The following is a 26,053-nucleotide window of genomic DNA, read 5'->3' on the forward strand; positions in this document are numbered from 1 at the left end:
GTTTCACGGAGAGGCGGTTTTTTCGTTCTATCGGCATGAGCAGACCGGCATTAACCATTTTGTGCGCCATCATCGGCGACAGGATGCCGGTGCGGAACATGCCGTTGCTCTTGCCCCCGGACCCCGGGCCGGGGTATGAGCGGTTCTCATAACAGGAAGCAGGCAAGAGGCACTTCATGCGCAGAGTCGTTGTAACCGGTCTTGGATTGGTCACTCCTTTGGCCAGTGGGGTCGAGGAAACCTGGTCGCGGCTGCTGGACGGAGAATCCGGCGCGGGACCAATCACGCAGTTCGATGCCGAGGCAAGCGGGGTCACCACGACCTATGCCTGCGAAGTCCCTCGTGGCGATGGCACAAACGGCACGTTCAATCCGGATGACTGGATGCCACCGAAAGAGCAGCGCAAAATCGAGGATTTTATTCTCTATTCCATCGCCGCTGCTGAAATGGCTTGTAAGGACGCGGATTGGTTGCCCGAGGGGGAAGAAGATCGCCTGCGCACGGGCGTTCTGATCGGTTCAGGTATTGGCGGGCTAGGATCGATTGCAAACACCGCGAACCTGATCCGCGACAAGGGCCCACGCCGTGTGTCCCCATTCTTTATCCCGGGTGCGTTGATCAACCTGGCCTCAGGTCAGGTGTCGATCCGTCACGGGTTCAAGGGACCGAACCATTCAGTCGTCACCGCCTGTTCGACGGGCGCGCATGCCATTGGCGACGCGAGCCGTATCATTCGGGCAGGCGATGCTGATGTGATGATTGCAGGTGGTGGTGAAGGCTGCATCTGTGAGATCGGTATCGCCGGGTTCAACGCGTGCAAAGCACTTTCGACGAAATACGCTGACGATCCCAAAGCGGCCAGTCGCCCTTATGACATAGACCGTGATGGGTTTGTCATGGGCGAAGGGTCAGGCATCGTGGTTCTTGAGGACTACGAACACGCCAAGGCCCGCGGCGCAAAAATCTATGCCGAGGTGTTGGGTTATGGCATGTCCGGCGATGCGTATCACATCACGGCCCCAAGTGAAGACGGTGATGGTGCCGAGCGTTCTATGAGAGCGGCACTGCGCAGCGCCGGGTTGGAGCCGACTGATCTGGATTACATCAACGCGCATGGTACTTCGACCATGGCGGATACGATCGAATTGGGCGCAGTAGAGCGCTTGCTGGGAGATCACGCCAATGAGGCGACAATGTCGTCGACCAAATCTGCCACGGGGCATCTATTGGGAGCTGCAGGCGCGATCGAGGCAATCTTCTCGATCCTCGCCATCCGCGACCAGGTTGCGCCGCCAACGATCAATCTGGACAATCCGGCGGTCGAGACTGCACTTGATCTGGCGCCTAACGCAAAGCGCGAACGTAAGATCGATGTGGCGCTGTCAAATTCGTTCGGGTTCGGTGGTACGAATGCCAGCGTGATCTTCGGAAAGGTCGGATAAATGTGGCGGGCTCTTGCTTCTAATATGCTGACCGTTTTGGTAGTCGGCCTGTTTCTGGCGGGCGGGCTGATCCTTTGGGGTCAAACGCAATATAAAGAAGAGGGCCCGCTTGAAACCGCGATCTGCCTGCAGGTCAGAAGCGGTTCGAATATGACAAATGTCAGCCGCGAATTGGAAGATCAGGGCGCAATTAGCAACGCCACGATCTTTCGCATGGCGGCAGACTATGCGGATAGATCACAGCAACTGAAAGCTGGCAGTTTCTTGGTGCGCGAAGGCGCGTCGATGCAACAGATCATCGCTGAGATCACGAGTAGTGGCGCCAGCACATGCGGGTCCGAAATTGAGTATCGCATCGGTGTCACGCGTGCCCAGATCCGGGTCCGCGAGTTGAATCCGGCCACCCTGGATTTTGAGGACGTCGCATCGTTTGATGCGTCTGAGGAAGAATTTCCGGCAGCGTACACTGAAAAGCGGGAAGAGGCTGATACGCGTTACCGTATTTCTTTGGCGGAAGGCGTGACCTCGTGGCAGGTGGTCGAAGCGTTGAAGTCATTTGACGCATTGACCGGAGAGATATCTGAGATTCCGGCCGAAGGCATGTTGGCCCCCGACAGTTACGATGTGGCGTCTGGCCAAGATCGCGCTGAAGTGCTGCAAGCGATGCAGGGCAAACAGCAGCGACGGATCAATGCTGCCTGGGAGAGCAGGCAAGACGGCTTGCCTTTGGAAAGCCCAGAAGAGATGTTGATCCTGGCCTCGATCATCGAGAAAGAAACAGGTGTCCCTGACGAGCGGGGTCAGGTTGCGAGCGTCTTCGTGAACCGCTTGAATCAGGGAATGAAGCTGCAAACAGATCCAACCGTGATCTATGGCGTGACCAAAGGTCAGGGTTCGCTGGGTCGCGGCTTGCGTCGAAGTGAGCTGCGTCGCGCAACGCCCTGGAATACTTATGTTATCGATGGTTTGCCGCCGACGCCAATTGCCAATCCTGGTCAGGCGAGCCTTGAGGCTGCCGTCGCACCCGAACAGACCAATTTCGTATTCTTTGTTGCGGATGGAACGGGTGGTCACGCCTTTGCGGAAACGTTGCAGGAGCACAACCTCAACGTTGCTAAATGGCGCGAAATCGAAGCCGAACAACAAAGTTCCGGAAATTAGAGCAGCCGGTCAGATCTGCCGGCTGTCTCAGTTCGTATGCTCGCGCCAGCATATCGCCGGCGCGAGCAGAGAGGCCAAAAGTAGAGTGCTGCTTATGCCGCGGGCCGACGTTTTGGGCGGCGGCGTTTTGCATGGGCAGGCTTTGGGTTTCCGTTGGCGGCTTGTGGTTTGAAGTTACGACGGCGGTTGTTTTGGTTCCGCGCCGGTTTCTTTACCTCAACAGCTTCGGGCATTGTGCCACTGGCCACCGGAATCTCGATTTTCATCAGTTTCTGGATTTGACGCAGCAGATCGACCTCTTCAGCCGAACAGAAGGCAATCGCTTCGCCCTCGCGCCCTGCGCGGGCGGTCCGACCGATGCGGTGGACATAGTTGTCGGGCACCTCTGGCAGGTCATAGTTGATCACATAAGCCACGCCGGGGATGTCGATCCCGCGAGCGGCGACATCGGTGGCGACGAGAACGTTGATCTCGCCTGCGCGGAAGGCCTTGATGGCGCGGTCGCGTTGCCCCTGGCTTTTGTTGCCATGGATTGAGGCGGCGTTGAAGCCGTCGGCGACAAGTCCCTTCATCAGTTTTTCAGCACCGTGCTTTGTGCGCGAAAAAACCAGCGTCAGGGCGTCCATGTCCTTTGACAGAATCTCGCGCAGTTTGTGCGGTTTTCCCGGTTTGCTGACGAAGTGGATCGATTGAGTGATCTTGTCGGCGGCTTTGCCCGGAGGCGAAACCTGAACCCGGTGTGGGTTGTTCAGGTAGGCACGGCTGAGCTCTTCCATCTGTTTCGGCATGGTGGCCGAAAACAGCATGGTCTGGCGCGGTGTGCCGAGTTCGGGCGCGATGCGGCGCAGGGCGTGGATGAACCCCATGTCGAGCATTTGGTCGGCCTCGTCCAGCACCAGGTGTTTGACTGAACTCAAGTCGACCGCGCGGCGATCCATCAAGTCGATCAGGCGGCCCGGCGTGGCGACAAGGATGTCGGTGCCGCGCGACAGGAACATGATCTGTTTGTTAATCGACTGGCCGCCAACGACTGTGGCGACTCGCAATTTGGTGTTCTTGCACAGGCCGCGCAGGCTGTCGGCGATCTGGTTAACCAGTTCGCGGGTGGGTGCGAGGATCAGTGATTTGGCCATTTTGGGCGCGGGCTTGCCGGGTTGCGCCAGCAGGTGGTCGATTAGCGGCAGGCCGAAGGCAAGTGTTTTGCCGGTGCCGGTCTGGGCGAGGCCTAGGATATCGTGACCCTCAAGCGCCAATGGAATGGCCTTGTTTTGGATCGGTGTGGGCTGTGTCAGTTTGGCGCTTTTCAGCGCGTCATTCAGGGCGGGCGCAAGGCCCAGCATGTCGAAGTCGAACAAAAAATATTCCTTTGAAATCCGCAAGATTGGCCTGCGGACGAGTCAGTACTGGCCACGCAATGCGCGTGACCGGCAGGGGTTGTGCGAGACCTCGGGACGTGCAGGCGGTTCCTGCGGCATCTGGCCGTCGCGTCAAGAACCCTGCGTGAATGGGAACTGGAAATAGGTTGGGCGCTGTGGGGCCGGTTACGGCCCGCCGATGCTCACGCGTCAGCGCTGTGTTACGGGGCAGATGAGGGTTCGGCCCGGAAATGTCAAGCGCAGGCTTCTGTGTGCCACGTTCCTGCGCTGCAAATGGCACATACAAGAAGGTAGGGGTTTTGTCTCATAGAGTTAGGCCAACAGCCCGATTGATTGCACCACCCGTGTTCACAGCTTTGTAGATCGGAAACGGCATCCGACCTGAGGTTACAATATCCCGCCGGATCCAGTCTTGTGCCTCCAACTGATGCAGAGAAGAAGACAAAGCTCGGTCTGTGATCGGTGATAGATCCGACTTGATCGCTGAAAAACGATGTGGGGAGCCGGTCAGCGCCAGTATCGGCACTGTCCATGATTTGCGAAGCAGTCCGAACTCCGTTCCGTCGGGAACGGTCTTTACGATGCTGCTGGCTATTTCAGCGGCGCTAGCCCCGATCGAGGTCAAACGGAATTCAGGCCGCAGCGGGTGACCGTGACCCGGGTTCCTTTCGATCAAGCCAAGCTGAACAAGATGAGAGAGGCTCGACGCGAAGGCCGTTCTGCTTGCGCTGGTGGCAGCCAGAAGCGGCGCCTGCCGACCGGGAGTTCCTGCGTGCAGCAGGTCCAGAATGTTCAGGGACCACGCACGAGAGGTCAGCTTGACAAGAGCATTTATGTCCATAAAGTATAGTTACATTATTTTTAGCAAAAAGGAAAGTTCGATGCCGGTTGTTTCATTGAAAAATACGATCACGCTGGCGATGTCCGTTCGGGATCGGCATGCCAGCGCAGATTGGTACAAAGACAAACTTGGATTTGAACTGGTCCATCACATTGATGAAGCAGGGTGGAGTGAATTGCGCACCAATGTTGAAGGTGTGACGCTAGGGCTGGGCGAACAGTCGGAGCCTTCTCCGGGCAATAGCGTTCCTGTGTTTGAAGTCGCCGACATCGCAACGGCGCGCGGCGCATTAGAGGCGGTCGGTGTTAAGTTCGACGGTGAAACTGACACGATCGAAGGAATGGTGAGTACAGCCAGCTTTTATGACCCAGACATGAACGCATTGATGTTGGCGCAGGATCTGACGATCAGTGGTTGAGACGGGTTGGACGTTTCGCGATCTAATAGCAATTTGTTAACCATCGCCGTTCGGTCCCTGTTGCGCCTGTGTTGCGTAAAGTATTGACTTTGCGTACTTAATCTCCTATAGATTGTGTCATGCTAGAAGAAATGAGCAACGGCCCCGGGGCGACCCGGTGGCCGTTTTTCGTTTCTCTCGTGCGGAAACACTCACGCATGAGGTCACAAGCAAACATGACTTTGATTACCCCGGAAGAGCGGATGTCCCAGACGGCAGAACTTTTGCAGTCACTGGAGGCATCCATTCGCGGTCTGCGCCAAGCAGCGGAAGAACTGCGTAGGCAGATCGGAACCGGGGAGGATGCAGATCTTGCTGGTACAGGCAAGCGACTCGGGCAGCTAGAGGGGCTGATCCGCAGTTGTCAGAAAGTGGAGACAAGCTTTGTCGAACAACATCACAGGCAAGTCGGAATTGCACAAGGGAGCTATGCGCTTGACCTTGAACGGGCAAGATCTGAGATCGGGTGCAGGCTGGCTCGCCTCCGCGCCTGCTGCGACGCGAGATAGATTTCTGAGTGAAATTGGGGAGGGAGGGCTGTGCGCCCTCCCTTTTCTGTTCGAGTTTTGGGCGTTGCCGCATCAACTGCCGCCCGAAGGCGACTGGCGGTCCTGGGTGATCATGGGCGGGCGCGGTGCGGGCAAGACGCGGGCCGGGGCTGAATGGGTGCGGTCGATGGTCGAAGGATCATTGCCGTTGGACAAGGGTCAGGCGTGTCGCGTCGCTTTGATCGGCGAGACCTTTGATCAGGTGCGCGATGTGATGATTTTTGGAGACAGCGGGATTTTGCAGTGCTCGCCGCCGGATCGGCGGCCCACGTGGAAGGCATCCGAGCGCAAGCTGGTCTGGCCCAACGGGGCCGAGGCGCAGGCGTTTTCGGCGCATGACCCGGAAGGGTTACGCGGGCCGCAATTCGATGCGGCCTGGGTGGATGAACTGGCTAAATGGAAAAAAGCGGGCGAGACCTGGGACATGTTGCAATTTGCCTTGCGGTTGGGCGAGCGACCCCGGGTCTGTGTGACCACGACACCGCGCAATGTGAAGGTATTGAAGGAGTTACTGGCGTCTCCGTCCACCGTGCAATCCCATGCGCCGACCGAGGCGAACCGGGCCAATCTGGCGGATTCATTCTTGGCAGAGGTGCGCGCGCGGTATGCGGGCACGCGGCTGGGACGGCAAGAGCTGGACGGGGTGTTGCTGTCGGATGCCGAGGGGGCGCTGTGGACCGGCTCGATGCTGGAGGCGGCGCGCTGTGCGCAGGTGCCCGAACTGGACCGCATCGTGGTTGCGCTGGACCCGGCGATGACAGCGGGGTCAAATGCAGATGCCTGCGGGATCGTGGTCGTGGGCGCGCAATTGCAGGGTCCGCCGGAGGCGTGGCGGGCTTTCGTATTGGCTGACCGGACGGTGCAGGGGGTTGGCCCGGCGGGCTGGGCGCAGGCGGCGATTGACGCGATGGATGAGTTCGGGGGTGAACGGCTGGTGGCCGAGGTCAATCAGGGCGGGCAACTGGTGGAAGAGGTCGTGCGGCAGGTGGACCCTTTGGTGCCTTATCGCGCGGTGCGGGCCTCACGCGGGAAGGTGGCGCGGGCCGAGCCTGTGGCAGCCTTGTACGAACAAGGGCGGGTGGCGCATGTCGCCGGGTTGAGCGCGCTGGAGGAGCAGATGTGCCAGATGACCGCGCGCGGGTTCGAGGGGCAGGGCTCACCCGACCGGGTTGATGCGCTGGTTTGGGCGCTGCATGAGTTGGTTGTGGGGCCTGCGGGGGCGTATCGGCGGCCTAGGGTGAGGGCGTTGTAAGTATTAAATTGGAGTAAGTTAAATATCTGGCAAATTGTAATTTTAACGGGTTGCTCACCCGTGCGAACTAACTAAGAGTCGCAGTATGAAGCGACGCCCTAAATACATTCTGCATAGCCCGATCTCAGATGGTCTTCAGCTTGAGCAATTTGTCGAGCGCTGTCTGAAAGAAAAAGCCTCCTTGTTAGCGATCTTTGGCACTGATTGTTCGGGGCTTGAAGATTTGATCGACGATATTGTCATCGGAGACGGAAGCGATGCGGACCGCTTCTTGTGTACTACGTCTCATCCTGACGAGGCACTCGAAGACGTATTATCCTTCGCTCAGAAATGGGAAGCCGATGACGCTGGTGAGATACATCAAGTTCGTATTTGATGGAGAGGCACATTTCATCAGCGCATGTTTTCGATAGGCATTTCACCATGACTTCAGAATTGCGAGAACTCCAAAAAGAAGTCTGCAATGAATTCAATGCTGACGTTTGCGAAGTATTTCTAGGCGACAAGGTGGGAATATCGCAATCCGCAATGGATGGAGTGCTACCACTCAATGGACTTAGGCATCCCTATACCTCTGGTACAACTGGTTGGTATCTGTGGGGAGGAGAAGAACTTTCTGACGCAGCCGACTTTTTCAGACCCCTTCATGTGGGTCATCTACAAGAGTTTTGCAAGCTAAGCCTGAAGTACCTTTTACTGCCTCCAGGTTGGCGTTTTCTGACCAATGGTTCGTACGAAGACATTTGGTTTGACCCGAGCCCGCTCAATGTTGATGGAGATTGAGTTCAGAGTTCATCTGAACCCGTTGCCCAACCCCCGTACTCCCTGTTCCTAAGCCCTAAACTTCTTTCCGTCATAACTCCTTTCAACAAGCCGGGCAGAGCGGCGGCAGAAAGGAGCACAGATGGTATTCGATTTCTTGCGTCGTGGTTCGGCTGAGACAGCACCCGAGGCTAAGGCGAGCGCGACGGGGCCGGTGGTGGCGTGGCAGACGGGTGGGCGCGTGGCGTGGAGCCCTCGGGACACGGTCTCGCTGACGCGGACGGGATTTTCGGGGAACCCGGTGGGGTTTCGATCCGTCAAGCTGATTGCCGAAGCAGCAGCGGCATTGCCTTTGGTGCTGCAGGATCAAGCGCAGCGGTATGATGTGCATCCGATCCTGTCCCTGATGCGGCGTCCGAATGCGGCGCAGGGGCGGGCGGAGTTGATGGAGACTTTGTTCGGGCAGTTGTTGCTGTCGGGTGATGCGTATGTTGAGGCGGTTCAGGCTGACGAAGGGCTGCCGGTTGAGCTGCATGTTTTACGCTCGGACCGGATGAGCGTGGTGCCGGGGGCGGATGGCTGGCCCAAGGCTTATGATTATACGGCGGGGGGCAAGACGCACCGGTTTGCGGCGGAGGCCATCTGTCATATCAAGTCGTTCCACCCGCAGGATGACCACTATGGGTTTTCGCCGTTGCAAGCGGCGGCGATGGCGATTGATGTGCATAACAGTGCGTCGCGGTGGTCGAAATCGCTGCTGGACAATGCGGCGCGGCCTTCGGGGGCGCTGGTGTGGAAGGGCGGCGATGGCCATGGGGTAATGGCCGAGGATCAGTTCCGCCGCCTGAGTGATGAGATCGAGCAGAACTATCGTGGTGCGCGCAATGCTGGTCGTCCGATGGTTCTGGAAGGGGGGCTGGATTGGAAGCCGATGGGATTCTCGCCCTCTGACATGGAGTTTCAGAAGACCAAGGAAGCCGCCGCCCGCGAGATCGCGCTGGCCTTTGGGGTCCCGCCGATGCTGCTGGGGATTCAGGGCGACGCGACTTATTCGAACTATCAGGAGGCCAACCGGGCGTTTTATCGCCTGACCGTTCTGCCCCTGGTGACGCGGGTGGCGGCGGCGGTGTCGGAATGGCTGGCGAGCTTTGCCGGTGAGGAGCTGATGCTGAAGCCCGATCTGGATCAGGTGCCTGCATTGGCGGCTGAGCGTGACGCGCAGTGGACGCGGGTCAGTCGCGCGGAATTTCTGACGGATGCAGAGAAACGTGCGTTGTTGGGGCTGCCGGAGCGTGTTGATGAGTGAGGGGTATCCGCCATTTGACTGTGCGCCTGGCCTGCGTCTTGCCGCGCATGAGCGGGTGGCCGAGATCCAGCATGCCCATCTGTGCCGGCGGCTGGATCAGATCGAAGAGATGATGGAGCGGCTGGAGAAGCGGTTGTGGCTGGCGGTTTACGGCGTCGCTGCGGTGATCCTGGCGCAGGCGTTCCAGTCAATCTTGGTAGCAGTACCATGAATTCAGATACTTACAAGGAGTTGCTCATGGATTTGGAGCACAAGTTTGCGCGGTTTGGCGATGGATTATCGGTGACCGAGGATGCGGCGATCGAAGGCTATGCCAGCCTGTTCGGTCAGGTCGATCAGGGCAGCGATGTGGTACAGAAAGGTGCATATCATGGCTCGCTTGAGGGTCTGAAAATCGCCGGGCAGCGGGTCAAGATGTTGTGGCAACACGATCCGGCGCAGCCCATCGGCGTGTGGGATGAGGTGCGTGAGGACGACCGGGGCCTATGGGTCAAGGGCCGATTGCTTGAAAGCACGCAGAAAGGCCGTGAGGCGGCGGAGTTGATCCGGGCGGGCGCTATTGACGGGCTGTCGATTGGTTATCGCACCAAACGGGCCGTGAAGAATGACAAGGGCCAGCGGCTCTTGACCGAACTGGAGCTATGGGAGGTGTCACTGGTGACCTTCCCTATGTTGCCCAGTGCGCGGGTGGCAGCCAAGGGGACGGACCCCGAGGTCGAGGATACCTGGCGCAGTATTGCCGAGGTGTTCGACACCGCCCGGCAGGAGCTGGCGCGAATCTAGCGCGCCGCAAACTCACCCCGAAAAGGAAGTGCTGATGAGCAAGACCGAAACCCCGGCCTTGGCCGGAGAGGGTGTGCCCCTGGTTCAGGAGGTGAAGCAGGCGATGACTGGCTTCGTGAATGAATTCAAGGGCCTGAAGGCTGAAGTTCAAACAAAATTGCAACAGACAGAAGAGCGACTGACTATGCTGGATCGAAAATCTACTATTGCGGCGCGTCCGCATCTTGCCGCCTCGATCGACGAGGGTGCACCACATCAGAAGGCCTTTGACGCCTATGTGCGATCCGGCGAGGACGATGGGTTGCGCGGGCTTGAGATGGAGGCGAAATCTCTGTCGAGCGCAGTGAACAGCGACGGTGGCTATCTGGTCGATCCCCAAACCACCGAGATCATCAAGTCGGTTTTGAAATCCACGGCTTCGATCCGCTCGATTGCTGGAGTGGTGAATGTTGAGGCGAACTCGTTCGATGTTCTGGTCGACCATACCGATGTTGGTGCGGGTTGGGCGGACGAAAGTTCGGACACAACCGGGACGGCGACGCCGATGATTGATCGCATCTCGATCCCGCTACACGAGCTGAGCGCACTGCCCAAGGCGTCACAGCGATTGCTGGATGACAGCGCGTTTGACGTGGAAGGCTGGCTGGCCGGACGTATCGCGGACAAGTTCGCGCGGGCCGAAGCGGCGGCCTTTATCAACGGCGATGGTGCGGACAAGCCCAAGGGCATTCTGACCCACGGAACCACTGCAAATGATGGCTGGACCTGGGGTAATCTGGGTTATGTGCCGAGCGGTATCGATGGCGGTGTCGACGCAGATGCGATTGTCGATGTGGTCTATGCGTTGGGTGCGCAGTACCGCGTGAACGGTACCTTTGTGATGAACTCAAAAACCGCCGGTGTGATCCGCAAGCTGAAAGACAGCGACGGCCGCTTCCTGTGGTCGGATGGTTTGGCTGCTGGAGAGCCGGCGCGCCTGATGGGGTATCCGGTACTGATCGCCGAGGACATGCCAGATGCGGCCACGGACAGTTTCTCCATCGCGTTTGGCGACTTCCAGTCCGGATACACCATTGCAGAGCGTCCTGATTTGCGTGTGCTGCGGGACCCGTTCAGCGCCAAGCCGCATGTCTTGTTCTACGCGACCAAACGTGTGGGCGGCGACGTAAGCGACTTTGCCGCGATCAAGCTGGTGAAATTCGGCACCGCCTAAGCGGTGGCGGATCCGGGGGGCCTCGGCCCCTCGGACGGCGGGCGCGGGCCGGGGTGAGATCCCCCGCGTTGTCTAGCTGCTCCCCTCCGTCCGAGCAACGTGGGGCGGCGCGTGCCCGTCATTTTCCTGAGAGTGCGGCCCCCGGAGGGGTCCCAGATTGCGGAGTGAATGGATGATGTTGATCGAAGAAGCCGCCATCGCGGATGCGGCGCTGCCGGTAGATCAGTTCAAGGCGCATTTGCGGTTGGGCACAGGGTTTGCCGAGGCGAGTGTACAAGATGAGGTGCTGAAGGGTTTTCTACGGGCGGCGATCGCGGCGATTGAGGCGCGTACCGGCAAGGTATTGATCGAGCGTGAGTTCTCGTGGAGCCTGAACGGCTGGCGCGATGCGGCGGGCGAGGTATTGCCGGTTGCTCCGGTCGTAGCGATTGATGCGGTGACGGTCACTGACACAGCCGGGGCTGAAACTTTAGCCGCCACCGACGCCTATCGGTTGGAGCGGGACAGTCAGCGGCCCCGGTTGCGACCTTTTGCTGCCGCGCTGCCTGCGATTGCGACGGGTGGGTCGGTCAAGATCGACTTCACTGCTGGGATGGCTGCGGATTGGGGTGGTTTGCCAGCCGATCTGGGGCAAGCCGTGCTGCTGCTGGCGGCGCATTACTACGAATACCGCGATGAAACCGCGTTGGGCGACGGATGTATGCCGTTTGGCGTGACCAGCCTGATCCAGCGGTATCGGATGGTGCGTTTCGGCGCAGGGGTGGCGAAATGAAGATGCCGCATTTGAACCGAAAGCTGGTGCTTGAAGCGCCGGTGCGAGTGGCTGACGGCGCGGGTGGTTATACCGAAACCTGGGCCGGGCAGGGAACGCTGTGGGCCGAGGTCACGGCGCGCAACGGGGCCGAGCGCCAGATTGCCGGGGTGCCGGTGTCGCGCGTTGGTTATCGCATCGTCGTACGGGGTGCGCCTGAGGGGTCGTCGATGCGGCCGGCGCCAGATCAGCGGTTTCGCGAGGGCGACCGCCGTTTCGTGATCCGGGCGGTTGCCGAGCGCGACCCACGTGGCCAATTCCTGACCTGCTTCGCAGATGAGGAGGTGGCGGCATGAGTTACGGCGTTTCAGCCGCCCTGCAGGCGGCGGTCTATCAGCAGTTATCGACGGACGCAGACGTCGCCGCTTTGTCCGGTGGGGCCATTTACGACGCAGTTCCTGCCGGGGTAGTGCCGCAAACCTATGTGACGCTGGGCCCGGAAGATGTGCGCGCAGCCTCGGACAGATCAGACGAAGGGGCCGTGCATCGGTTCACGGTGTCGGTGGTGTCAGAGGCCGCTGGGTTTGGCGCCGCCAAGACGTTAGCGGGCGCGGTGTGTGACGCGCTGGAGAATGCGTCACCGGCATTGGATCGGGGGCGTTTGGTGGGGCTGTGGTTTGAACGGGCCCGCGCCAGGCGCACAGGAACCGGCGGCGCAATCCGCCAGATCGACCTGAGATTCCGCGCCCGCGTGGAAGACGACTAAGCAATCATTGGAGAGAGCATATGGGTGCCCAGAACGGAAAAGACCTGTTGGTCAAAGTGGATATGAACGGCTCGGGCCTGTTCGAGACCATCGCGGGGTTGCGCGCGACGCGCGTCAGTTTCAACGCGGAAAGTGTGGATGTCACCAGCCTGGAAAGCCAAGACGGCTGGCGCGAGTTGTTGTCCGGGGCAGGGGTCAAGTCTGCTGCGATTTCGGGATCAGGCGTGTTTAAGGACGAAGGGACGGATGAGCGTGCCAGGCAGTTGTTCTTTGACGGCGAGACGCCGGGGTTTCAGGTGATCATCCCCAATTTCGGCATTGTCGAAGGCCCGTTTCAGGTCACTGGGATCGAGTATGCGGGTTCGCACAATGGTGAGGCGACTTATGAGATGAGCATGGCAAGCGCTGGCGCTCTGACCTTCACGGCGCTGTAACCCATATGGCTAATCCATGGACGGGAGAGGTGGCGTTGACCATCGATGAGGAGCAGCGGGTGCTCAAGCTGACATTGGGTGCTTTGGCAGAGCTGGAACAGGAACTGGGAGTTGGTTCTTTGGTTGAGCTGGTGCAGCGGTTTGAAGGCGGGACTTATTCAAGTCGTGATGTGCTGGCGCTGATCGTGGCGGGATTGCGGGGCGGAGGCGCGGAAATGACCGGCTCCGACCTGCTGAGCGCCGAGATTAAGGGTGGCCCGATGGAGGGCGCACGAGCAGCGGCGGAGTTGCTAGCGCGGGCGTTCATGGTTCCAGAGCAGGCATGAGTGGGTTCGACTGGCCTGCGTTGATGCGTGCCGCGTTTCTGGGGCTGCGCCTGACGCCAGATCAATTCTGGCGTCTGACCCCCGCCGAGCTACGGCTGATGCTTGGGCACGGCGCGGGTTTGCCAGCGATGAGCAAGGCTGGCCTGGACGCCTTGTTGGCGGCCTATCCGGACAAGACACAAGGAGAGCGTGATGACGGATCGTGACGGGTTTGATGACCTGCAAGAGCGGGGGGAGGCGCTGGGTGACTCGTTGGGCGATGCTGCATCGATGGCAGCGGCCTTTGACGGACAAATGAAGCGGATCAGCGCCGCCTTTGAGGAAACCGGTAAGGATGTCGCCACCCTGGAGCGCGGCATGTCAGGCGGGTTGCGCAAGGCATTCGATGGCGTGGTCTTGGATGGGATGAGCCTATCGGATGCGTTGGATGTGCTGAAGAATTCGATGATACGGACTGCCTACTCGGCGGCGATCAAGCCGGTTACGGACCATTTTGGCGGCCTGCTGGCGGGTGGGATTGGCGGCCTGGTGCAAGGGTTGTTGCCGTTCGCGGATGGAGGCAGCTTTTCCCAGGGTCGGGTCATGCCCTTTGCAAACGGTGGCGTGGTCAGCGGACCAACCACCTTCCCGATGCGCGGCGGAACCGGGTTGATGGGCGAGGCAGGGCCGGAGGCGATCATGCCACTTGCGCGTGGGCCGGATGGAAAGCTGGGCGTTCGAAGTGCGGGCGGCGGGCAGCCAGTGAATGTCGTTATGAATATCTCCACTCCTGATGTGCAGGGATTTAGACGTTCGCAAGGCCAGATCGCCGCCCAGATGAGCCGGGCGTTGGGCCGTGGCAATCGCAACAGATAGACAAGGGAGCAGGTCATGAATTTCCACGAGGTGAGATTTCCCGCGAGTCTGAGTTTTGGCTCGGTCGGCGGTCCAGAACGGCGCACGGATGTCGTGACATTGGCCAATGGGTTCGAGGAACGCAACACGCCCTGGGCGCATTCGCGGCGGCGGTATGATGCGGGTCTGGGGATGCGATCCCTTGATGACATTGAAACGCTGATTTCCTTTTTCGAAGCACGGCAAGGGCAGATGTTCGGGTTTCGTTGGAAAGACTGGTCGGATTTCAAGTCCGGCAAAGCGTCCGCGGATGTTACGGGGGAAGATCAGGTCATCGCGCGCGGTGATGCGGTGCAGACCCAGTTTCAATTGGTCAAAACCTATAGCTCGGGCGGTGTCAGCTATGTCCGCCCGATTGTGAAGCCTGTACTTGGAACGGTGCGCTTGGGGCTGGATCAGGATCAGGTTCGGGAAGGTGTCGACTTTGAAGTGGACCTGACAACCGGGGTAGTTACGTTCGCTGACCCGCCCCCGGAAGAGGTCGATATCACGGCCGGGTTCGAGTTTGACGTGCCGGTGCGCTTTGATACTGACAAGATCCAGACCAGCGTCGCCAGCTTTCAGGCAGGCGATGCACCCAATGTACCTGTGGTCGAGGTGCGGGTCTGATGGCGGGCGATAAACACGGACTGCACGCTCACCTGCAAAGCGGGCTGACAACGGTGTGCCGCTGTTGGACGATCACGCGCACAGATGGGCAGGAATACGGATTTACAGATCATGACAAGGAGCTGCAGTTTGATGGGTTGGTCTTTAAGGCCAGTACCGGTCTGACGGCAGCAGCGATCGAGCAAGCGACCGGCCTCTCGATAGACAATTCCGAGGCCATGGGCGCGTTATCCGACGCCTCGGTAAGGGACGAGGATATCGAGGCTGGGCGCTTTGACGGTGCACAGGTTCGGGCCTGGTTGGTCAATTGGGCAAATCTGGATCAGCGCATGCTGCAGTTCCGGGGCTCGATCGGTGAATTGCGTCGAGCAGGTGGAGCCTTTCACGCCGAGCTGCGGGGGCTGACAGATTTGCTAAATCGGCCTTTGGGCCGCGTCTACCAAAAGCCTTGTACGGCTGTGTTGGGAGATGGGGTGTGCCGTTTCAACACGGAAACTCCGGGGTATTCAGTCGAAGCAGAAATCCTCGGATTTGACGGAGGAACATTGCTGCGCCTGATCGGTGGAGAAGCCGCAGACGAGGCTTGGTTCGAACGCGGCAGGTTGGACGTAGTGTCTGGCCAGGCGAGCGGTTTGTGGGCGTCGATCAAACAAGACCGGCGCATCGATGGTGGCCGCGAGGTTACGCTGTGGTCCGGCATAGGTGGCGGGCTTGCCATCGGGGACAGGATCAAGCTGACCGCTGGATGCGACAAGCGCATGGAAACCTGCCGCTTGAAGTTCGCCAATACTCTGAATTTCCAGGGTTTCCCGGATCTTCCCGGCGAAGATTGGGTGATGGCTGTGCCGAAGAAAAACAAGTCGAACAAAGGGGGGAGCATCAGGTGAAGGCACGCAGAGAAGATATTGTGGCCGAGGCCCGCTTGTGGCTGGGCACACCCTACGTACATCAGGCTGCAACCAAAGGGGCTGGTACGGATTGTCTGGGTCTGCTGCGCGGTGTTTGGCGGGCTTTAATCGGACGGGAACCCGAAGCGGTGCCAGCCTATAGCAAGGACTGGTCTGAACCTCAGGGCGAGGAACGCATGTGGGCGGCCGCGCAACGGCATCTGGTTGCAAAGCCGACGTCCGTGCTGGAAGCGGGTGATGTGCTGCTGTTCCGGATGCGAGATCGCGGCGTCGCTAAGCATCTTGGTATCGTCAGTGAAACAGGCGACGCGCCACGTTTTGTCCACGCATATTCCGGATATGGCGTTGTCGAAAACGCATTAAGCGATCCATGGCGTCGCCGGGTGGTCGCTTGTTTTGAATTCCCGTTGGAGGACCTCTGATGGCTACTATTCTTCTTTCTGCTGCAGGGGCGGCGCTGGGCGGTTCGATTGGGGGCACGGTCGCAGGTTTGTCGACCGCGATCATCGGGCGCGCGGTTGGTGCCACCGTGGGTCGGATCATCGACCAAAGGCTGCTAAGCCAATCAGTCATGGGCGATGGTAGTGAGGTCATTGAGACCGGCCGCATGGACCGTTTCCGGTTAACAGAAACAGGCGAAGGCGCACCGGTTACCACCGTGTTTGGACGTATGCGCGTTGGGGGTCAGGTGATCTGGGCGTCGGATTTCCTGGAAAGCCGCAGCACCACGACCGAAGGGGGCGGCGGCGGCAAGGGAAAACCCAAAACGCCCGAGGTTACGACGGTAACCTACAGCTATTCAGTCTCATTGGCGATTGCAGTCGGGGCGGGTGAGATCGCCGATGTCGCGCGCATCTGGGCCGATGGTGAAGAGCAGGAGCGTGTTGGCCTGAATATGCGCATCTACCATGGCACCGAAGACCAGTTGCCTGATCCGCTGATCGAGGCAATCGAAGGCGCCGGAACCGTGCCTGCGTATCGCGGAACGGCCTATGTAGTTATTGAGGACTTCCAACTGGCCGAGTTTGGCAACCGCGTTCCGCAATTCTCTTTTGAAGTGGTGCGCCCTGCGCAGCCGGATATGCCGGATCATGACAGCTCGTTGCCTCAGATCGTGCGCGGCGTGGCGCTGATGCCGGGAACCGGAGAATATGCGCTGGCCAGCACTCAGGTGAACTATTCCAATCAGTTTGGTCACCATCGGGCGGCCAACGTGAATTCTGCTTCGGGCCTGCCGGACTTGGTGAGTTCGACACAGGCCCTTGAGAAAGAGGTGCCTGCCTGTGACGCGGCATCGTTGATCGTGTCATGGTTCGGAGATGATCTGCGCTGTGGTTCCTGCCAGATCCGGCCAAAGGTCGAACAGAAAGAAATTGACGGTCAGAGTATGCCCTGGGCGGTGTCGGGGCTGAACCGCAACACTGCTCAGATCGTGAAGCAACAGGATAATCGTCCGGTTTACGGTGGTACCCCTGCGGATGCGGCGGTGGTGCAGGCGATCCGCCATTTGAAGACCACCGGAAAGCGCGTCATGTTCTATCCGTTTATCCTGATGGAGCAATTGCAGGGAAACGGTTTGCCGAACCCGTGGTCCGATGGATCTGAACAACCACACCTACCATGGCGGGGGCGGATCACGCTGGATATCGCGCCGGGGCGTTCAGGTTCCCTGGATCAGTCGGCATCAGCCGACGCGCAGGTTGCTGCGTTTTTCGGGCATGCCCGGGCCAATGACTTCTCCATCGGAAATGGCACGGTGTCATATCATGGACCAGCAGAGTGGGGCTTGCGACGGTTCATTCTGCATTATGCAGCGCTGTGCAAGGCGGCGGGCGGTGTGACCTCGTTCTGTATCGCGTCTGAGATGCGTGGTCTGACACAGATCCGTGGTGCATCCGGATTCCCAGCGGTCGAGCAGATGCGGGCGCTGGCAGCCGAAGTGCGGCAGATCCTGGGACCGCATACAAAAATCGGATATGCAGCGGATTGGAGCGAATATTTCGGCTACCAACCGACCGGTACCAGCGACAGGTACTTTCATCTCGATCCCCTTTGGGCCGACGACAATATCGACTTCGTCGGCATCGACAACTACATGCCGCTTTCGGATTGGCGCGATGGCCAAGACCATCTGGATGCCGAGGCCGGTGCGCCATCCATTTATGATCTGGACTATTTGCGCGGCAATATCGAAGGCGGCGAAGGGTATGATTGGTATTATGCCTCGCCTGAAGAGGCCACCGCCCAGATCAGGGCGCCGATTACGGATGATGAGCACAACGAACCGTGGATCTGGCGATACAAGGATCTGCGAAACTGGTGGTCAAACCCGCATCACGAGCGGATAGGCGGTGCTCGACAGGCAAACCCAACTGGTTGGGTGCCGGGATCAAAACCGATCTGGTTCACCGAGTTGGGATGTGCCGCGATCGACAATGGCACGAACCAGCCGAACAAGTTTCTTGACCCAAAATCTTCGGAATCCTTCCTGCCCAAGTATTCCAATGGGCTGCGCGATGATTTTATGCAGGTGCAGTACCTTAAGGCGATGCTGGGCTATTGGAATGATCCGCAGGTCAATCCTATTTCGGGCATCTATGGCGGCCCTATGCTGGACCTGTCGAACGCCTATGTCTGGGCCTGGGATGCGCGCCCGTTCCCGACGTTTCCGAACTTGCGCAGCCAGTGGAGCGATGGCGACAACTATGCGCGTGGTCATTGGCTGAATGGACGTTCGGGGTCACGAACTCTGGCGTCGGTTGTGACCGAGATCTGCCATGGCGCCGGTGTTACAGATATCGACGTGTCGAAGCTGTACGGCATTGTGCGCGGCTATGTGATAGAGGACGTGACAAATGCCCGCTCAGCTTTGCAACCGCTGATGCTGCGCTATGGCTTCGACGCGCTCGAACGCGACGGGGTGCTGCGGTTCCAGATGCGAGATGGCTATGGAGCGGTGAAACTTGATCCCGATCATCTGGCCGTCAGTTCTGACCTCGATGGCACCATCGAGTATCGTCGGGAAGCCGAAGCAGAGATGACAGGCCGCGTGCGCTTGCGGTTTGTACAATCCGACGCAGATCACGATGTGGTCGCGGAAGAATCAGTTTTGCCCGATACCAGTACGCATTCGGTGTCGGTCAATGAAATGCCATTGTCGATGACACGCGCAGAAGGACGCCAGACCGCAGAACGCTGGTTGAGTGAGGCACGGGTGTCCCGCGACACGTCCCGGTTCGCTTTGCCGCCGTCAATGATGCATTTGGGTGCCGGTGATCTGGTGCGTTTGTCGGCTGAGGATGGCGCAGCGGTCTATCGGATTGACCGTCTGGAAACTGCCGAGTTGCAATTGGCAGATGCCGTCCGGATCGAACAGGGGGTCTATAAGGCGGCCGAACTGCAAGAGGACGCCGTGACGGCGAAGCCCTATGTGGCGCCGGTGCCTGTTCTGCCGGTCTTCCTGGATTTACCTCTTTTAACTGGAGCCGAGGTGCCGCACGCGCCGTACCTAGCGGTTTCGGCCGACCCATGGCCCGGCAGTGCGGCGGTTTATTCATCAGCCAGTGATGACGGCTATGTTCTGAGCGATGTGGTCACCGGTCAGGCCATCATTGGACGAACCGAGACGCCATTACGGCGGGCCAGTACCGGGATCTGGGATGAAGGTCCTGCATTGCGGGTCAATCTGATCGAGGGTCTTTTGGAATCCCGCCCACGCGACGCATTGCTGGATGGCGTTAACCTTGCCGCAATTGGCGATGGCTCGCCCGATAACTGGGAAGTATTCCAGTTCTCGGATGCCACGTTAGAGGACCCGGGCATCTACGCGTTGTCTGGCCGGCTGAGGGGCCAATTGGGCACTGATGCGTTGATGCCGGATGTGTGGCCCGAAGGGTCGCTGTTCGTGATGCTGAACGATCGCGTCCATCAGACCAGCCTGCTGCGGACTGAACGGCGCATCGCCAAGCACTATCGCATCGGCCCGGCGACACGCGGATACGATGACCCGTCGTACCAGCATCTGGTCGAAGCGTTCAACGGAAATGGTTTGAGACCTTATGCACCTGCGCATCTAAGGGTCAGATCGACCCCGGCCGGGCACGAGCTGTCGTGGATACGGCGCACTCGGTTGGACGGAGACGATTGGTCCGGTCTGGATGTGCCCTTGGGCGAAGAAAGCGAATCCTACCTGCTGCGCGTATTGGCTGGCGGCGCGGTGGTGCGTGAGGTCGTCACGACCGAGCCCAATTGGCTGTATTCAACGGCGATGCAAGCAACCGATTCCGTGACGGGGCCATTCGATGTTGAAGTGGCGCAAGTCTCTGCCATTTACGGGCCAGGTGCCGTGTCCCGCCTGACGGTCGGGTAGGCTGCTTGATGCGTCCTGTTCTTCATGGTGATGTCAGTTCTGCGGCACGGGCCTTGTTGTTTGTGCCGCAGTTTGACCGAGAACGTCTTTGCATTCGAATGATTGCCGAGGCTGAACTGGCTGACGCGCATGTCCTTAAAACCGGTCGACTTCATCCGATCTATGGCAACGGCTCGCTCATGGCAGTTGCACGAAACAGGTCCTTGGCGAACGAACCCGGTTTCGACGACTTGCGATATTGTCAATGTTTTGAAACGGTTCTGCGCCATCTTGTTCGGTTCCAAATCAACCAGTAGCGCAGCTGACACATCTGCTGGCCGCCAAATCCAACTCCAGTCGCCCGTCGGGAATTTCATCTCCACAATCTTCGCAGTACCCATATTCGTCTTCTTGAACGCGGATCAATGCGGCCTTGAGGCGAAAGGTTTCGCGGTCACGGTTGACCTGTTGTGCCTTTGCCATCGCCTGATTTTGCAACGCGTCCATACGACTGAGGCGGCCAACGGCCTGCTGGTCCAACTCAACAACGGCCTGTGCCGTCTGGCCGCACGCGGACAACTGTTCCAGTTCCGCTAGATGCGCGCGGATTTTTGTTTCGAATTGGGCGCGTTTTAACTCATTCATTCTTGTTGCATCGCAGTTCACAGGTTTGCGTTTGGTCTTTTTGTCACTAAATGGCATTCTAGGCGCAGCAAAGGATCAAAAGCTATGTTTGAAACGCGCAGACAAGTGACGAATGTTGACCCGGTTTGGGATCGTATCACTTCTGAGGCTCACGACGCGGTCGAGAAAGAGCCCCTGATGGGTGGTTTGGTGCATGCCTGTATCCTGCATCACCGGAGCCTGGAGCGTGCCCTGTCCTACAGGGTGGCGGCAAAGCTATGCTCGAATGAGATGTCGATGATGGTTCTGCGTGAGATTGTCGATGAAGCCTATGCTGATGATTACAGCCTGCTTGAAGCTGCCCGTGCAGACCTGATGGCCGTCTATGAACGGGATCCGGCCTGCCATCGACTGCTGCAGCCGATCCTGTATTTCAAAGGCTATCAGGCGATGCAGGCCTATCGTGTAGCGCATTGGTTGTGGCGCAAGGGGCGTTACGATCTGGCATATTTCTTCCAGATGCGCTCGTCCGAGATTTTCGGGATCGATATCCATCCTGCCGCGAAAATCGGCAAGGGCATCATGATCGACCACGCCCATTCCATTGTCATTGGCGAGACTGCAGTGGTGGGCGACAATGTCTCGATGCTGCATTCGGTTACCCTGGGCGGGACCGGCAAGGAAGAAGAACAGCGCCACCCGACGATTGGCGACGGTGTTCTGATCGGGGCTGGCGCTAAGGTACTGGGCAATATCGAAGTCGGTCATTGCAGCCGTATCGCTGCCGGTTCAGTGGTGTTGCAAGAGGTTCCGGCCTGCAAGACGGTGGCCGGTATCCCTGCCAAGATCGTGGGGGAAGCGGGATGCGATCAGCCATCCATTTCTATGGATCATATGCTGGGCAAGGACCAATAGCCTGAGTTGAATGAACAAAAAAAGCCGCCTCGAAAATTGAGGCGGCTTTTTTGTGTGTGTTCGCCGGATTAGGCCAGCATGACCATCGGGTTTTCCAGATTGTCGACGATGGCCTGCAAAAGCTGTGCGCCAAGCGCGCCGTCGATGACCCTGTGATCGACCGACATTGTCACGGACATGATGGTTGCAACAGTCAATTCTCCATCGTCGCCGACAACGGGTTTCTTTGCGCCAGTCCCGACCGCCAGAATCCCCGCATGTGGTGGGTTCACGATGGCATCGAAATTATCGATGCCGAACATGCCCAGGTTTGAGACCGCGAAAGTGCCGCCCTGATATTCATGCGGCGCCAGTTTGCGTTCGCGCGCGCGACCTGCGAGGTCTTTCATCTCGGTTGAGAGTGCGGACAGCGATTTTGTGTCGGCGTCCTGCAAGACCGGAGTGAACAGGCCGCCCTCGATTGCTACAGCGACGGCCACATCCGAGGGTTTCAGTTGCAGCACCCGGTCACCCGCCCAAACGGCATTGCATTCGGGCACCTGTTGCAGCGCGTTGGCGACGGCCTTGATGATGAAGTCATTGACACTCAGCTTCACGCCGCGGGCTTCGAGTTGTTTGTTCAACTGGCTGCGGAACTTCAGCAGCGCGTCTAGCTTGATATCGCGGCGCAGGTAGAAATGCGGGATGGTTTGTTTGGCTTCGGCCAGACGGGCGGCGATGGTTTTGCGCATCCCGTCAAGCTTGACCTCTTCGTACTCTCGGCCTTCGTACATCCGCGCGACCATATCCGCCGACGGACCAGTCGGGACCGCGGTGGCAGCGGGCCCTGCTGCGGCGGGTGCGGTCGCGGCGACAGGTGCGGTCGCGGTTGCGCCCTCTACATCTGCCTTGACGATGCGGCCATGCGGGCCCGAGCCAGTGATCTGAGCAAGGTCGAGGCCTTTCTGAGCTGCAATCCGACGCGCCAGAGGCGAGGCAAAGATACGACCGCCATCGGCTTTGGCCGGAGCGGCGGGGGCAGGGGCAAGCGCCTCGGACACCGCTGGCGCGGCAGCCTCGTTGCCCGCGGCGGCTGCAGGTGCAGCCGCAGGCGCTTTGGCGGGCGCGGTGCCAATATCATCGGCGCTTTCGCCATCTTCCAACAGGACCGCGATGGCGGTGTTGACCTTGACCCCTTCGGTGCCTTCGGCGATCAGAATCTTGCCGATGGTCCCCTCGTCAACAGCTTCGAACTCCATCGTCGCCTTATCGGTTTCGATCTCGGCCAGCAGGTCACCGGAAGAGACGGTATCGCCTTCCTTGACCAGCCATCTGGCAAGCGTGCCTTCTTCCATGGTCGGTGACAGGGCGGGCATCAGAATTTCGGTGGGCATCTGTCTGTCGCTCCTTACCGGTAGGTCACTTGTTTGACGGCGGCGATCACCTCATCGGTGGTCACCAGCGCCAGTTTTTCGAGGTTCGCCGCATAAGGCATCGGAACGTCCTTACCGGTAAGGTTGATCACGGGGGCGTCGAGGTAGTCGAACGCCTCTTGCATCACCACGGAAGAGATGTAGCTGCCAACTGAGCCTTGCGGCCAGCCTTCTTCAACGGTCACCAGACGGTTGGTTTTCATCACCGAGTTGATGATGGCGCCCGTGTCCATCGGTCGGATAGTACGCAGGTCGATCACCTCGGCGTTGATACCGTCCTCGGCCAGTTTGTCAGCGGCTTCCAGGGCCAATTGCATGCCGATGCCAAAGCTGACGATGGTGACGTCCGAGCCTTCGCGCCAGATACGCGCCTTGCCCAGCGGAACGGTCAGATCATCCACCTGCGGCATGTCATAGGACCGGCCATACAGGATCTCGTTTTCCAGGAAGACCACCGGGTTGGGATCACGGATTGCAGATTTCAGCAGGCCTTTGGCATCTGCCGCCGAATACGGTGCAACCACCTTGAGGCCCGGCACCTGCATATACCAGGCAGTGTAATCCTGACTGTGCTGGGCGGCAACGCGTGCGGCGGCGCCGTTGGGGCCACGGAACACAATGGGACAGCCCATCTGACCACCGGACATATAAAGCGTCTTAGCGGCGGAGTTGATGATCTGGTCCATCGCTTGCATGGCGAAATTGAAGGTCATGAATTCGACAATCGGTTTCAGTCCCGCCATGGCGGAGCCGACCGCGATGCCGGTAAAGCCATGTTCGGTGATCGGCGTGTCAATCACGCGCTTGCTGCCGAACTCGTCCAGAAGCCCCTGTGAGATTTTGTAAGCGCCCTGATATTCAGCGACTTCTTCACCCATCAGATAAACGTTTTCGTCGCTGCGCATTTCTTCGGCCATGGCGTCGCGCAAGGCTTCGCGGACGGTCTGTTGCGTCATCTCGGCATCTGCAGGCCAGTCTGGCGACAGGTCCACCACAGGCGCGGCAGGGACTGCGGCGGCAGGAGCGGCGGCCTCAACCGCCACAGGGGCGGCCTCGGTCACCGCTGCGGCTGCTGGTGCAGACGCGGGCAAGGCGGAGGCGTCTTCGCCTTCCTCGACCAGAATGGCGATGGGGGTGTTCACCTTAACTCCTTCGGCGCCCTCAACGATCAGGATTTTGCCAATGATGCCTTCATCGACCGCTTCGAACTCCATCGTCGCCTTGTCGGTTTCAATCTCGGCCATGATGTCGCCCGAGGATACGGTATCGCCCTCTTTGACCAGCCATTTGGCCAATGTGCCCTCTTCCATGGTCGGCGAGAGTGCGGGCATGAGAATTTCGGTTGCCATGTCTTATTCGTCCTCTCAGGCGTAGATATCGGTCCAGAGCTCGTCCAGTGACGGCTCGGGGCTTTCTTTCGAGAATTCGGCGGCCTTGTTCACGATCTCTTTGATTTCTTTATCGATCGCCTTCAGATCATCCTCGCTGGCGTGTTTGCCGCTGAGCAGCAACTCGCGCACATGTTCGATCGGGTCGCTTTGTTCGCGGACCTTTTGAACCTCTTCGCGCGTGCGGTACTTGGCCGGGTCAGACATCGAATGGCCGCGATAGCGATAGGTCTTGACCTCAAGGATGTAGGGGCCTTTGCCCGCGCGACAGTGCGCGACGGCCTTTTCACCGGCCTCTTTGACGGCCATGACATCCATACCGTTGACGATCTCACCGGGGATGCCGAACGCCTCGCCCCGGTGGTAGATGTCCTTGGTCGAGGTCGAGCGGGCCTGCGATGTGCCCATGGCGTACTGATTGTTTTCGATGACGAAGACGACTGGCAGGCTCCAGATCGCGGCCATATTGAAGGTCTCGTAGACCTGTCCCTGGTTCGCGGCGCCGTCACCGAAATAGGTGAAGGTCACGCGGCCGTTCTCTTTGTACTTGTCGGCAAAGGCTAGACCTGCACCCAGGGGAACCTGAGCACCAACAATGCCGTGGCCGCCGTAGAAATGCTTCTCTTTCGAGAACATATGCATCGAGCCGCCCTTGCCTTTGGACAAGCCACCCTCACGCCCGGTAAGTTCAGCCATCACGCCGCCGGGTTCCATACCGCAGGCCAACATGTGGCCGTGGTCACGATAAGATGTAATGCGCTTGTCGCCATCTTCAGCGGCTGCTTCGAGGCCAACAACAACGGCTTCCTGTCCAATGTACAGGTGACAGAACCCGCCGATCAGGCCCATTCCATAAAGCTGACCAGCCTTTTCCTCGAATCGGCGGATCAGCAGCATTTCGCGGTAATAGGTTTTCAGCTCTTCCGCAGAAACGTTTGGTTTCTTTGTGGTTTTTCGCGCAGCCATCGTGGCGATCTCCCCCTTCCGGACAGATAGTTTAGCTTTAAACTATCTCATAAAGCATTTGGGGCAGTCTGGCGAGTGGAAATGTGACGCAGCGTCGGGACCCGCGGTTTCCAGCAGGAGTCCGAGAGTTGGCAATGTTGGATGACGCTTAATTTGGCCCAAAAGGCAGGCGAGATTATTGAATAACAATTTCGTCCGAGCGGATCATACCCAGGATCGAACGGGCCTGCTGGTCCAGCAGGTCCAGGTCCAGATAAGTATCGGACAAGCGGCGCGTCAGGTTTTCCATTTCGGTGATCTCGGCATCAAGCTGCGCCAAGTCGCGCGACAGGGCATCCCGTTCCGCAGCAATCTCGACCCGTCTGAACAGGCCATAGTCGCCCTGCACGGCGGCAAAGGTGAAATACACACCCAGCATGAAAGCCACCGAGAAAAAGACAACTGCGCCCAAGCCGGGCCGATGGGAACGGGACACTCTGTTTACCGCCGTATGAACTCTGCCTCAAAAACGTGCCCTTTGCGGGCATCTGTCAGCACTATGTCACAGGTGATTCGCGATGTGAATCCCCTG

The 26,053-nt window shown here is 58.9% G+C and carries 30 protein-coding genes; 23 read left to right on the plus strand and 7 right to left on the minus strand.

Going from position 1 to position 26,053, the window contains the following annotated elements; genetic code table 11:
• Positions 1-176 precede the first annotated feature (176 nt).
• Together fabF and mltG are read left to right on the plus strand one after the other, a co-directional pair.
• A complete protein-coding gene (gene fabF, locus D9K61_RS08550) occupies positions 177-1,442 on the plus strand; it encodes a beta-ketoacyl-ACP synthase II (RefSeq protein ID WP_120632826.1) in 1,266 nt (421 codons plus the stop codon).
• Complete coding sequence (gene mltG / locus D9K61_RS08555; RefSeq protein WP_120632827.1) at positions 1,443-2,603, plus strand: endolytic transglycosylase MltG; 1,161 nt, start codon at positions 1,443-1,445, stop codon at positions 2,601-2,603.
• 92 nt (positions 2,604-2,695) lie between these two features.
• Here mltG and D9K61_RS08560 read toward each other — a convergent pair whose 3' ends face one another.
• Together D9K61_RS08560 and D9K61_RS08565 are read right to left on the minus strand one after the other, a co-directional pair.
• On the minus strand, positions 2,696-3,958 hold the full coding sequence (locus D9K61_RS08560) for a DEAD/DEAH box helicase (RefSeq protein ID WP_120632921.1): 1,263 nt from the start codon (positions 3,956-3,958) through the stop codon (positions 2,696-2,698).
• Positions 3,959-4,283: 325 nt separating this feature from the next.
• Entirely contained in the window at positions 4,284-4,820 is a 537-nt protein-coding gene (locus D9K61_RS08565) for a winged helix-turn-helix transcriptional regulator (protein WP_120632828.1), read from the minus strand.
• A 40-nt stretch (positions 4,821-4,860) separates the two neighbouring features.
• On the opposite strand from D9K61_RS08565, the gene D9K61_RS08570 reads away from it, so the two are divergent.
• The 20 genes from D9K61_RS08570 (at position 4,861) to D9K61_RS08670 (ending at position 20,494) form a co-directional block, all read left to right on the plus strand.
• Complete coding sequence (locus tag D9K61_RS08570) at positions 4,861-5,238, plus strand: VOC family protein (RefSeq protein WP_120632829.1); 378 nt, start codon at positions 4,861-4,863, stop codon at positions 5,236-5,238.
• Between the two features lie 468 nt (positions 5,239-5,706).
• Entirely contained in the window at positions 5,707-7,077 is a 1,371-nt protein-coding gene (locus tag D9K61_RS08580; RefSeq protein ID WP_174235086.1) for a DNA-packaging protein, read from the plus strand.
• 85 nt (positions 7,078-7,162) lie between these two features.
• Complete coding sequence (locus tag D9K61_RS08585) at positions 7,163-7,453, plus strand: hypothetical protein (protein ID WP_216825774.1); 291 nt, start codon at positions 7,163-7,165, stop codon at positions 7,451-7,453.
• 47 nt (positions 7,454-7,500) lie between these two features.
• Entirely contained in the window at positions 7,501-7,860 is a 360-nt protein-coding gene (locus tag D9K61_RS08590; protein ID WP_120632925.1) for a hypothetical protein, read from the plus strand.
• Positions 7,861-7,981: 121 nt separating this feature from the next.
• The gene (locus D9K61_RS08595; protein WP_120632830.1) at positions 7,982-9,145 is read left to right on the plus strand and encodes a phage portal protein; all 1,164 of its coding nucleotides are present in this window, start codon (positions 7,982-7,984) and stop codon (positions 9,143-9,145) included.
• Positions 9,138-9,356: a hypothetical protein gene (locus D9K61_RS08600; RefSeq protein ID WP_120632831.1), complete on the plus strand. Its 219-nt coding sequence runs from the start codon at positions 9,138-9,140 to the stop codon at positions 9,354-9,356. Before D9K61_RS08595 ends, D9K61_RS08600 begins: the two co-directional genes overlap by 8 nt.
• 26 nt (positions 9,357-9,382) lie before the next feature.
• Positions 9,383-9,928, plus strand: coding sequence for an HK97 family phage prohead protease (locus D9K61_RS08605; protein ID WP_174235087.1), 546 nt, complete (start codon positions 9,383-9,385; stop codon positions 9,926-9,928).
• 34 nt (positions 9,929-9,962) lie between these two features.
• On the plus strand, positions 9,963-11,141 hold the full coding sequence (locus D9K61_RS08610) for a phage major capsid protein (protein ID WP_120632833.1): 1,179 nt from the start codon (positions 9,963-9,965) through the stop codon (positions 11,139-11,141).
• A gap of 172 nt (positions 11,142-11,313) precedes the next feature.
• Positions 11,314-11,913 (plus strand): head-tail connector protein, encoded by a 600-nt coding sequence (locus D9K61_RS08615; RefSeq protein ID WP_120632834.1) that lies wholly within the window; start codon positions 11,314-11,316, stop codon positions 11,911-11,913.
• Positions 11,910-12,248: a phage head closure protein gene (locus D9K61_RS08620; RefSeq protein ID WP_120632835.1), complete on the plus strand. Its 339-nt coding sequence runs from the start codon at positions 11,910-11,912 to the stop codon at positions 12,246-12,248. Before D9K61_RS08615 ends, D9K61_RS08620 begins: the two co-directional genes overlap by 4 nt.
• Complete coding sequence (locus D9K61_RS08625) at positions 12,245-12,658, plus strand: DUF3168 domain-containing protein (protein ID WP_120632836.1); 414 nt, start codon at positions 12,245-12,247, stop codon at positions 12,656-12,658. The genes D9K61_RS08620 and D9K61_RS08625 overlap by 4 nt, the downstream gene beginning before the upstream one ends.
• 20 nt (positions 12,659-12,678) lie before the next feature.
• Positions 12,679-13,092, plus strand: coding sequence for a phage major tail protein, TP901-1 family (locus D9K61_RS08630; protein WP_120632837.1), 414 nt, complete (start codon positions 12,679-12,681; stop codon positions 13,090-13,092).
• 5 nt (positions 13,093-13,097) lie between these two features.
• Positions 13,098-13,418 (plus strand): gene transfer agent family protein, encoded by a 321-nt coding sequence (locus D9K61_RS08635; protein ID WP_120632838.1) that lies wholly within the window; start codon positions 13,098-13,100, stop codon positions 13,416-13,418.
• Positions 13,415-13,624: a rcc01693 family protein gene (locus D9K61_RS08640; RefSeq protein WP_120632839.1), complete on the plus strand. Its 210-nt coding sequence runs from the start codon at positions 13,415-13,417 to the stop codon at positions 13,622-13,624. The genes D9K61_RS08635 and D9K61_RS08640 overlap by 4 nt, the downstream gene beginning before the upstream one ends.
• Positions 13,611-14,273, plus strand: coding sequence for a phage tail tape measure protein (locus tag D9K61_RS08645; protein WP_120632840.1), 663 nt, complete (start codon positions 13,611-13,613; stop codon positions 14,271-14,273). Before D9K61_RS08640 ends, D9K61_RS08645 begins: the two co-directional genes overlap by 14 nt.
• A 15-nt stretch (positions 14,274-14,288) precedes the next feature.
• Positions 14,289-14,921, plus strand: coding sequence for a DUF2460 domain-containing protein (locus D9K61_RS08650; RefSeq protein WP_120632841.1), 633 nt, complete (start codon positions 14,289-14,291; stop codon positions 14,919-14,921).
• Entirely contained in the window at positions 14,921-15,808 is an 888-nt protein-coding gene (locus D9K61_RS08655) for a DUF2163 domain-containing protein (RefSeq protein ID WP_120632842.1), read from the plus strand. The genes D9K61_RS08650 and D9K61_RS08655 overlap by 1 nt, the downstream gene beginning before the upstream one ends.
• Complete coding sequence (locus tag D9K61_RS08660) at positions 15,805-16,251, plus strand: NlpC/P60 family protein (protein WP_120632843.1); 447 nt, start codon at positions 15,805-15,807, stop codon at positions 16,249-16,251. The genes D9K61_RS08655 and D9K61_RS08660 overlap by 4 nt, the downstream gene beginning before the upstream one ends.
• A complete protein-coding gene (locus tag D9K61_RS08665; RefSeq protein WP_120632844.1) occupies positions 16,251-20,198 on the plus strand; it encodes a glycoside hydrolase/phage tail family protein in 3,948 nt (1,315 codons plus the stop codon). The genes D9K61_RS08660 and D9K61_RS08665 overlap by 1 nt, the downstream gene beginning before the upstream one ends.
• An 8-nt stretch (positions 20,199-20,206) precedes the next feature.
• Positions 20,207-20,494 carry a hypothetical protein gene (locus tag D9K61_RS08670; protein WP_120632845.1) on the plus strand — a complete coding sequence of 96 codons (288 nt, stop codon included), beginning with the start codon at positions 20,207-20,209 and terminating at the stop codon, positions 20,492-20,494.
• Here D9K61_RS08670 and D9K61_RS08675 read toward each other — a convergent pair.
• Positions 20,484-20,822 carry a TraR/DksA C4-type zinc finger protein gene (locus D9K61_RS08675; RefSeq protein ID WP_120632926.1) on the minus strand — a complete coding sequence of 113 codons (339 nt, stop codon included), beginning with the start codon at positions 20,820-20,822 and terminating at the stop codon, positions 20,484-20,486. The genes D9K61_RS08670 and D9K61_RS08675 overlap by 11 nt on opposite strands.
• A gap of 84 nt (positions 20,823-20,906) precedes the next feature.
• On the opposite strand from D9K61_RS08675, the gene cysE reads away from it, so the two are divergent.
• Positions 20,907-21,716: a serine O-acetyltransferase gene (cysE, locus tag D9K61_RS08680; RefSeq protein ID WP_120632846.1), complete on the plus strand. Its 810-nt coding sequence runs from the start codon at positions 20,907-20,909 to the stop codon at positions 21,714-21,716.
• 68 nt (positions 21,717-21,784) lie between these two features.
• Here the strand turns inward: cysE and D9K61_RS08685 are convergent, their stop codons facing one another.
• From D9K61_RS08685 to D9K61_RS08700, 4 genes are all read right to left on the minus strand, one after another.
• The gene (locus D9K61_RS08685) at positions 21,785-23,089 is read right to left on the minus strand and encodes a pyruvate dehydrogenase complex dihydrolipoamide acetyltransferase (protein ID WP_120632847.1); all 1,305 of its coding nucleotides are present in this window, start codon (positions 23,087-23,089) and stop codon (positions 21,785-21,787) included.
• Between the two features lie 14 nt (positions 23,090-23,103).
• Positions 23,104-24,477 (minus strand): pyruvate dehydrogenase complex E1 component subunit beta, encoded by a 1,374-nt coding sequence (locus tag D9K61_RS08690; protein WP_120632848.1) that lies wholly within the window; start codon positions 24,475-24,477, stop codon positions 23,104-23,106.
• Between the two features lie 15 nt (positions 24,478-24,492).
• Positions 24,493-25,482: a pyruvate dehydrogenase (acetyl-transferring) E1 component subunit alpha gene (gene pdhA, locus D9K61_RS08695; RefSeq protein ID WP_120632849.1), complete on the minus strand. Its 990-nt coding sequence runs from the start codon at positions 25,480-25,482 to the stop codon at positions 24,493-24,495.
• Between the two features lie 175 nt (positions 25,483-25,657).
• Positions 25,658-25,957 carry a septum formation initiator family protein gene (locus D9K61_RS08700; protein WP_162946812.1) on the minus strand — a complete coding sequence of 100 codons (300 nt, stop codon included), beginning with the start codon at positions 25,955-25,957 and terminating at the stop codon, positions 25,658-25,660.
• Positions 25,958-26,053: the final 96 nt, after the last annotated feature.

Source organism: Ruegeria sp. EL01 (assembly GCF_900313035.1).
GTDB lineage: Bacteria > Pseudomonadota > Alphaproteobacteria > Rhodobacterales > Rhodobacteraceae > Ruegeria.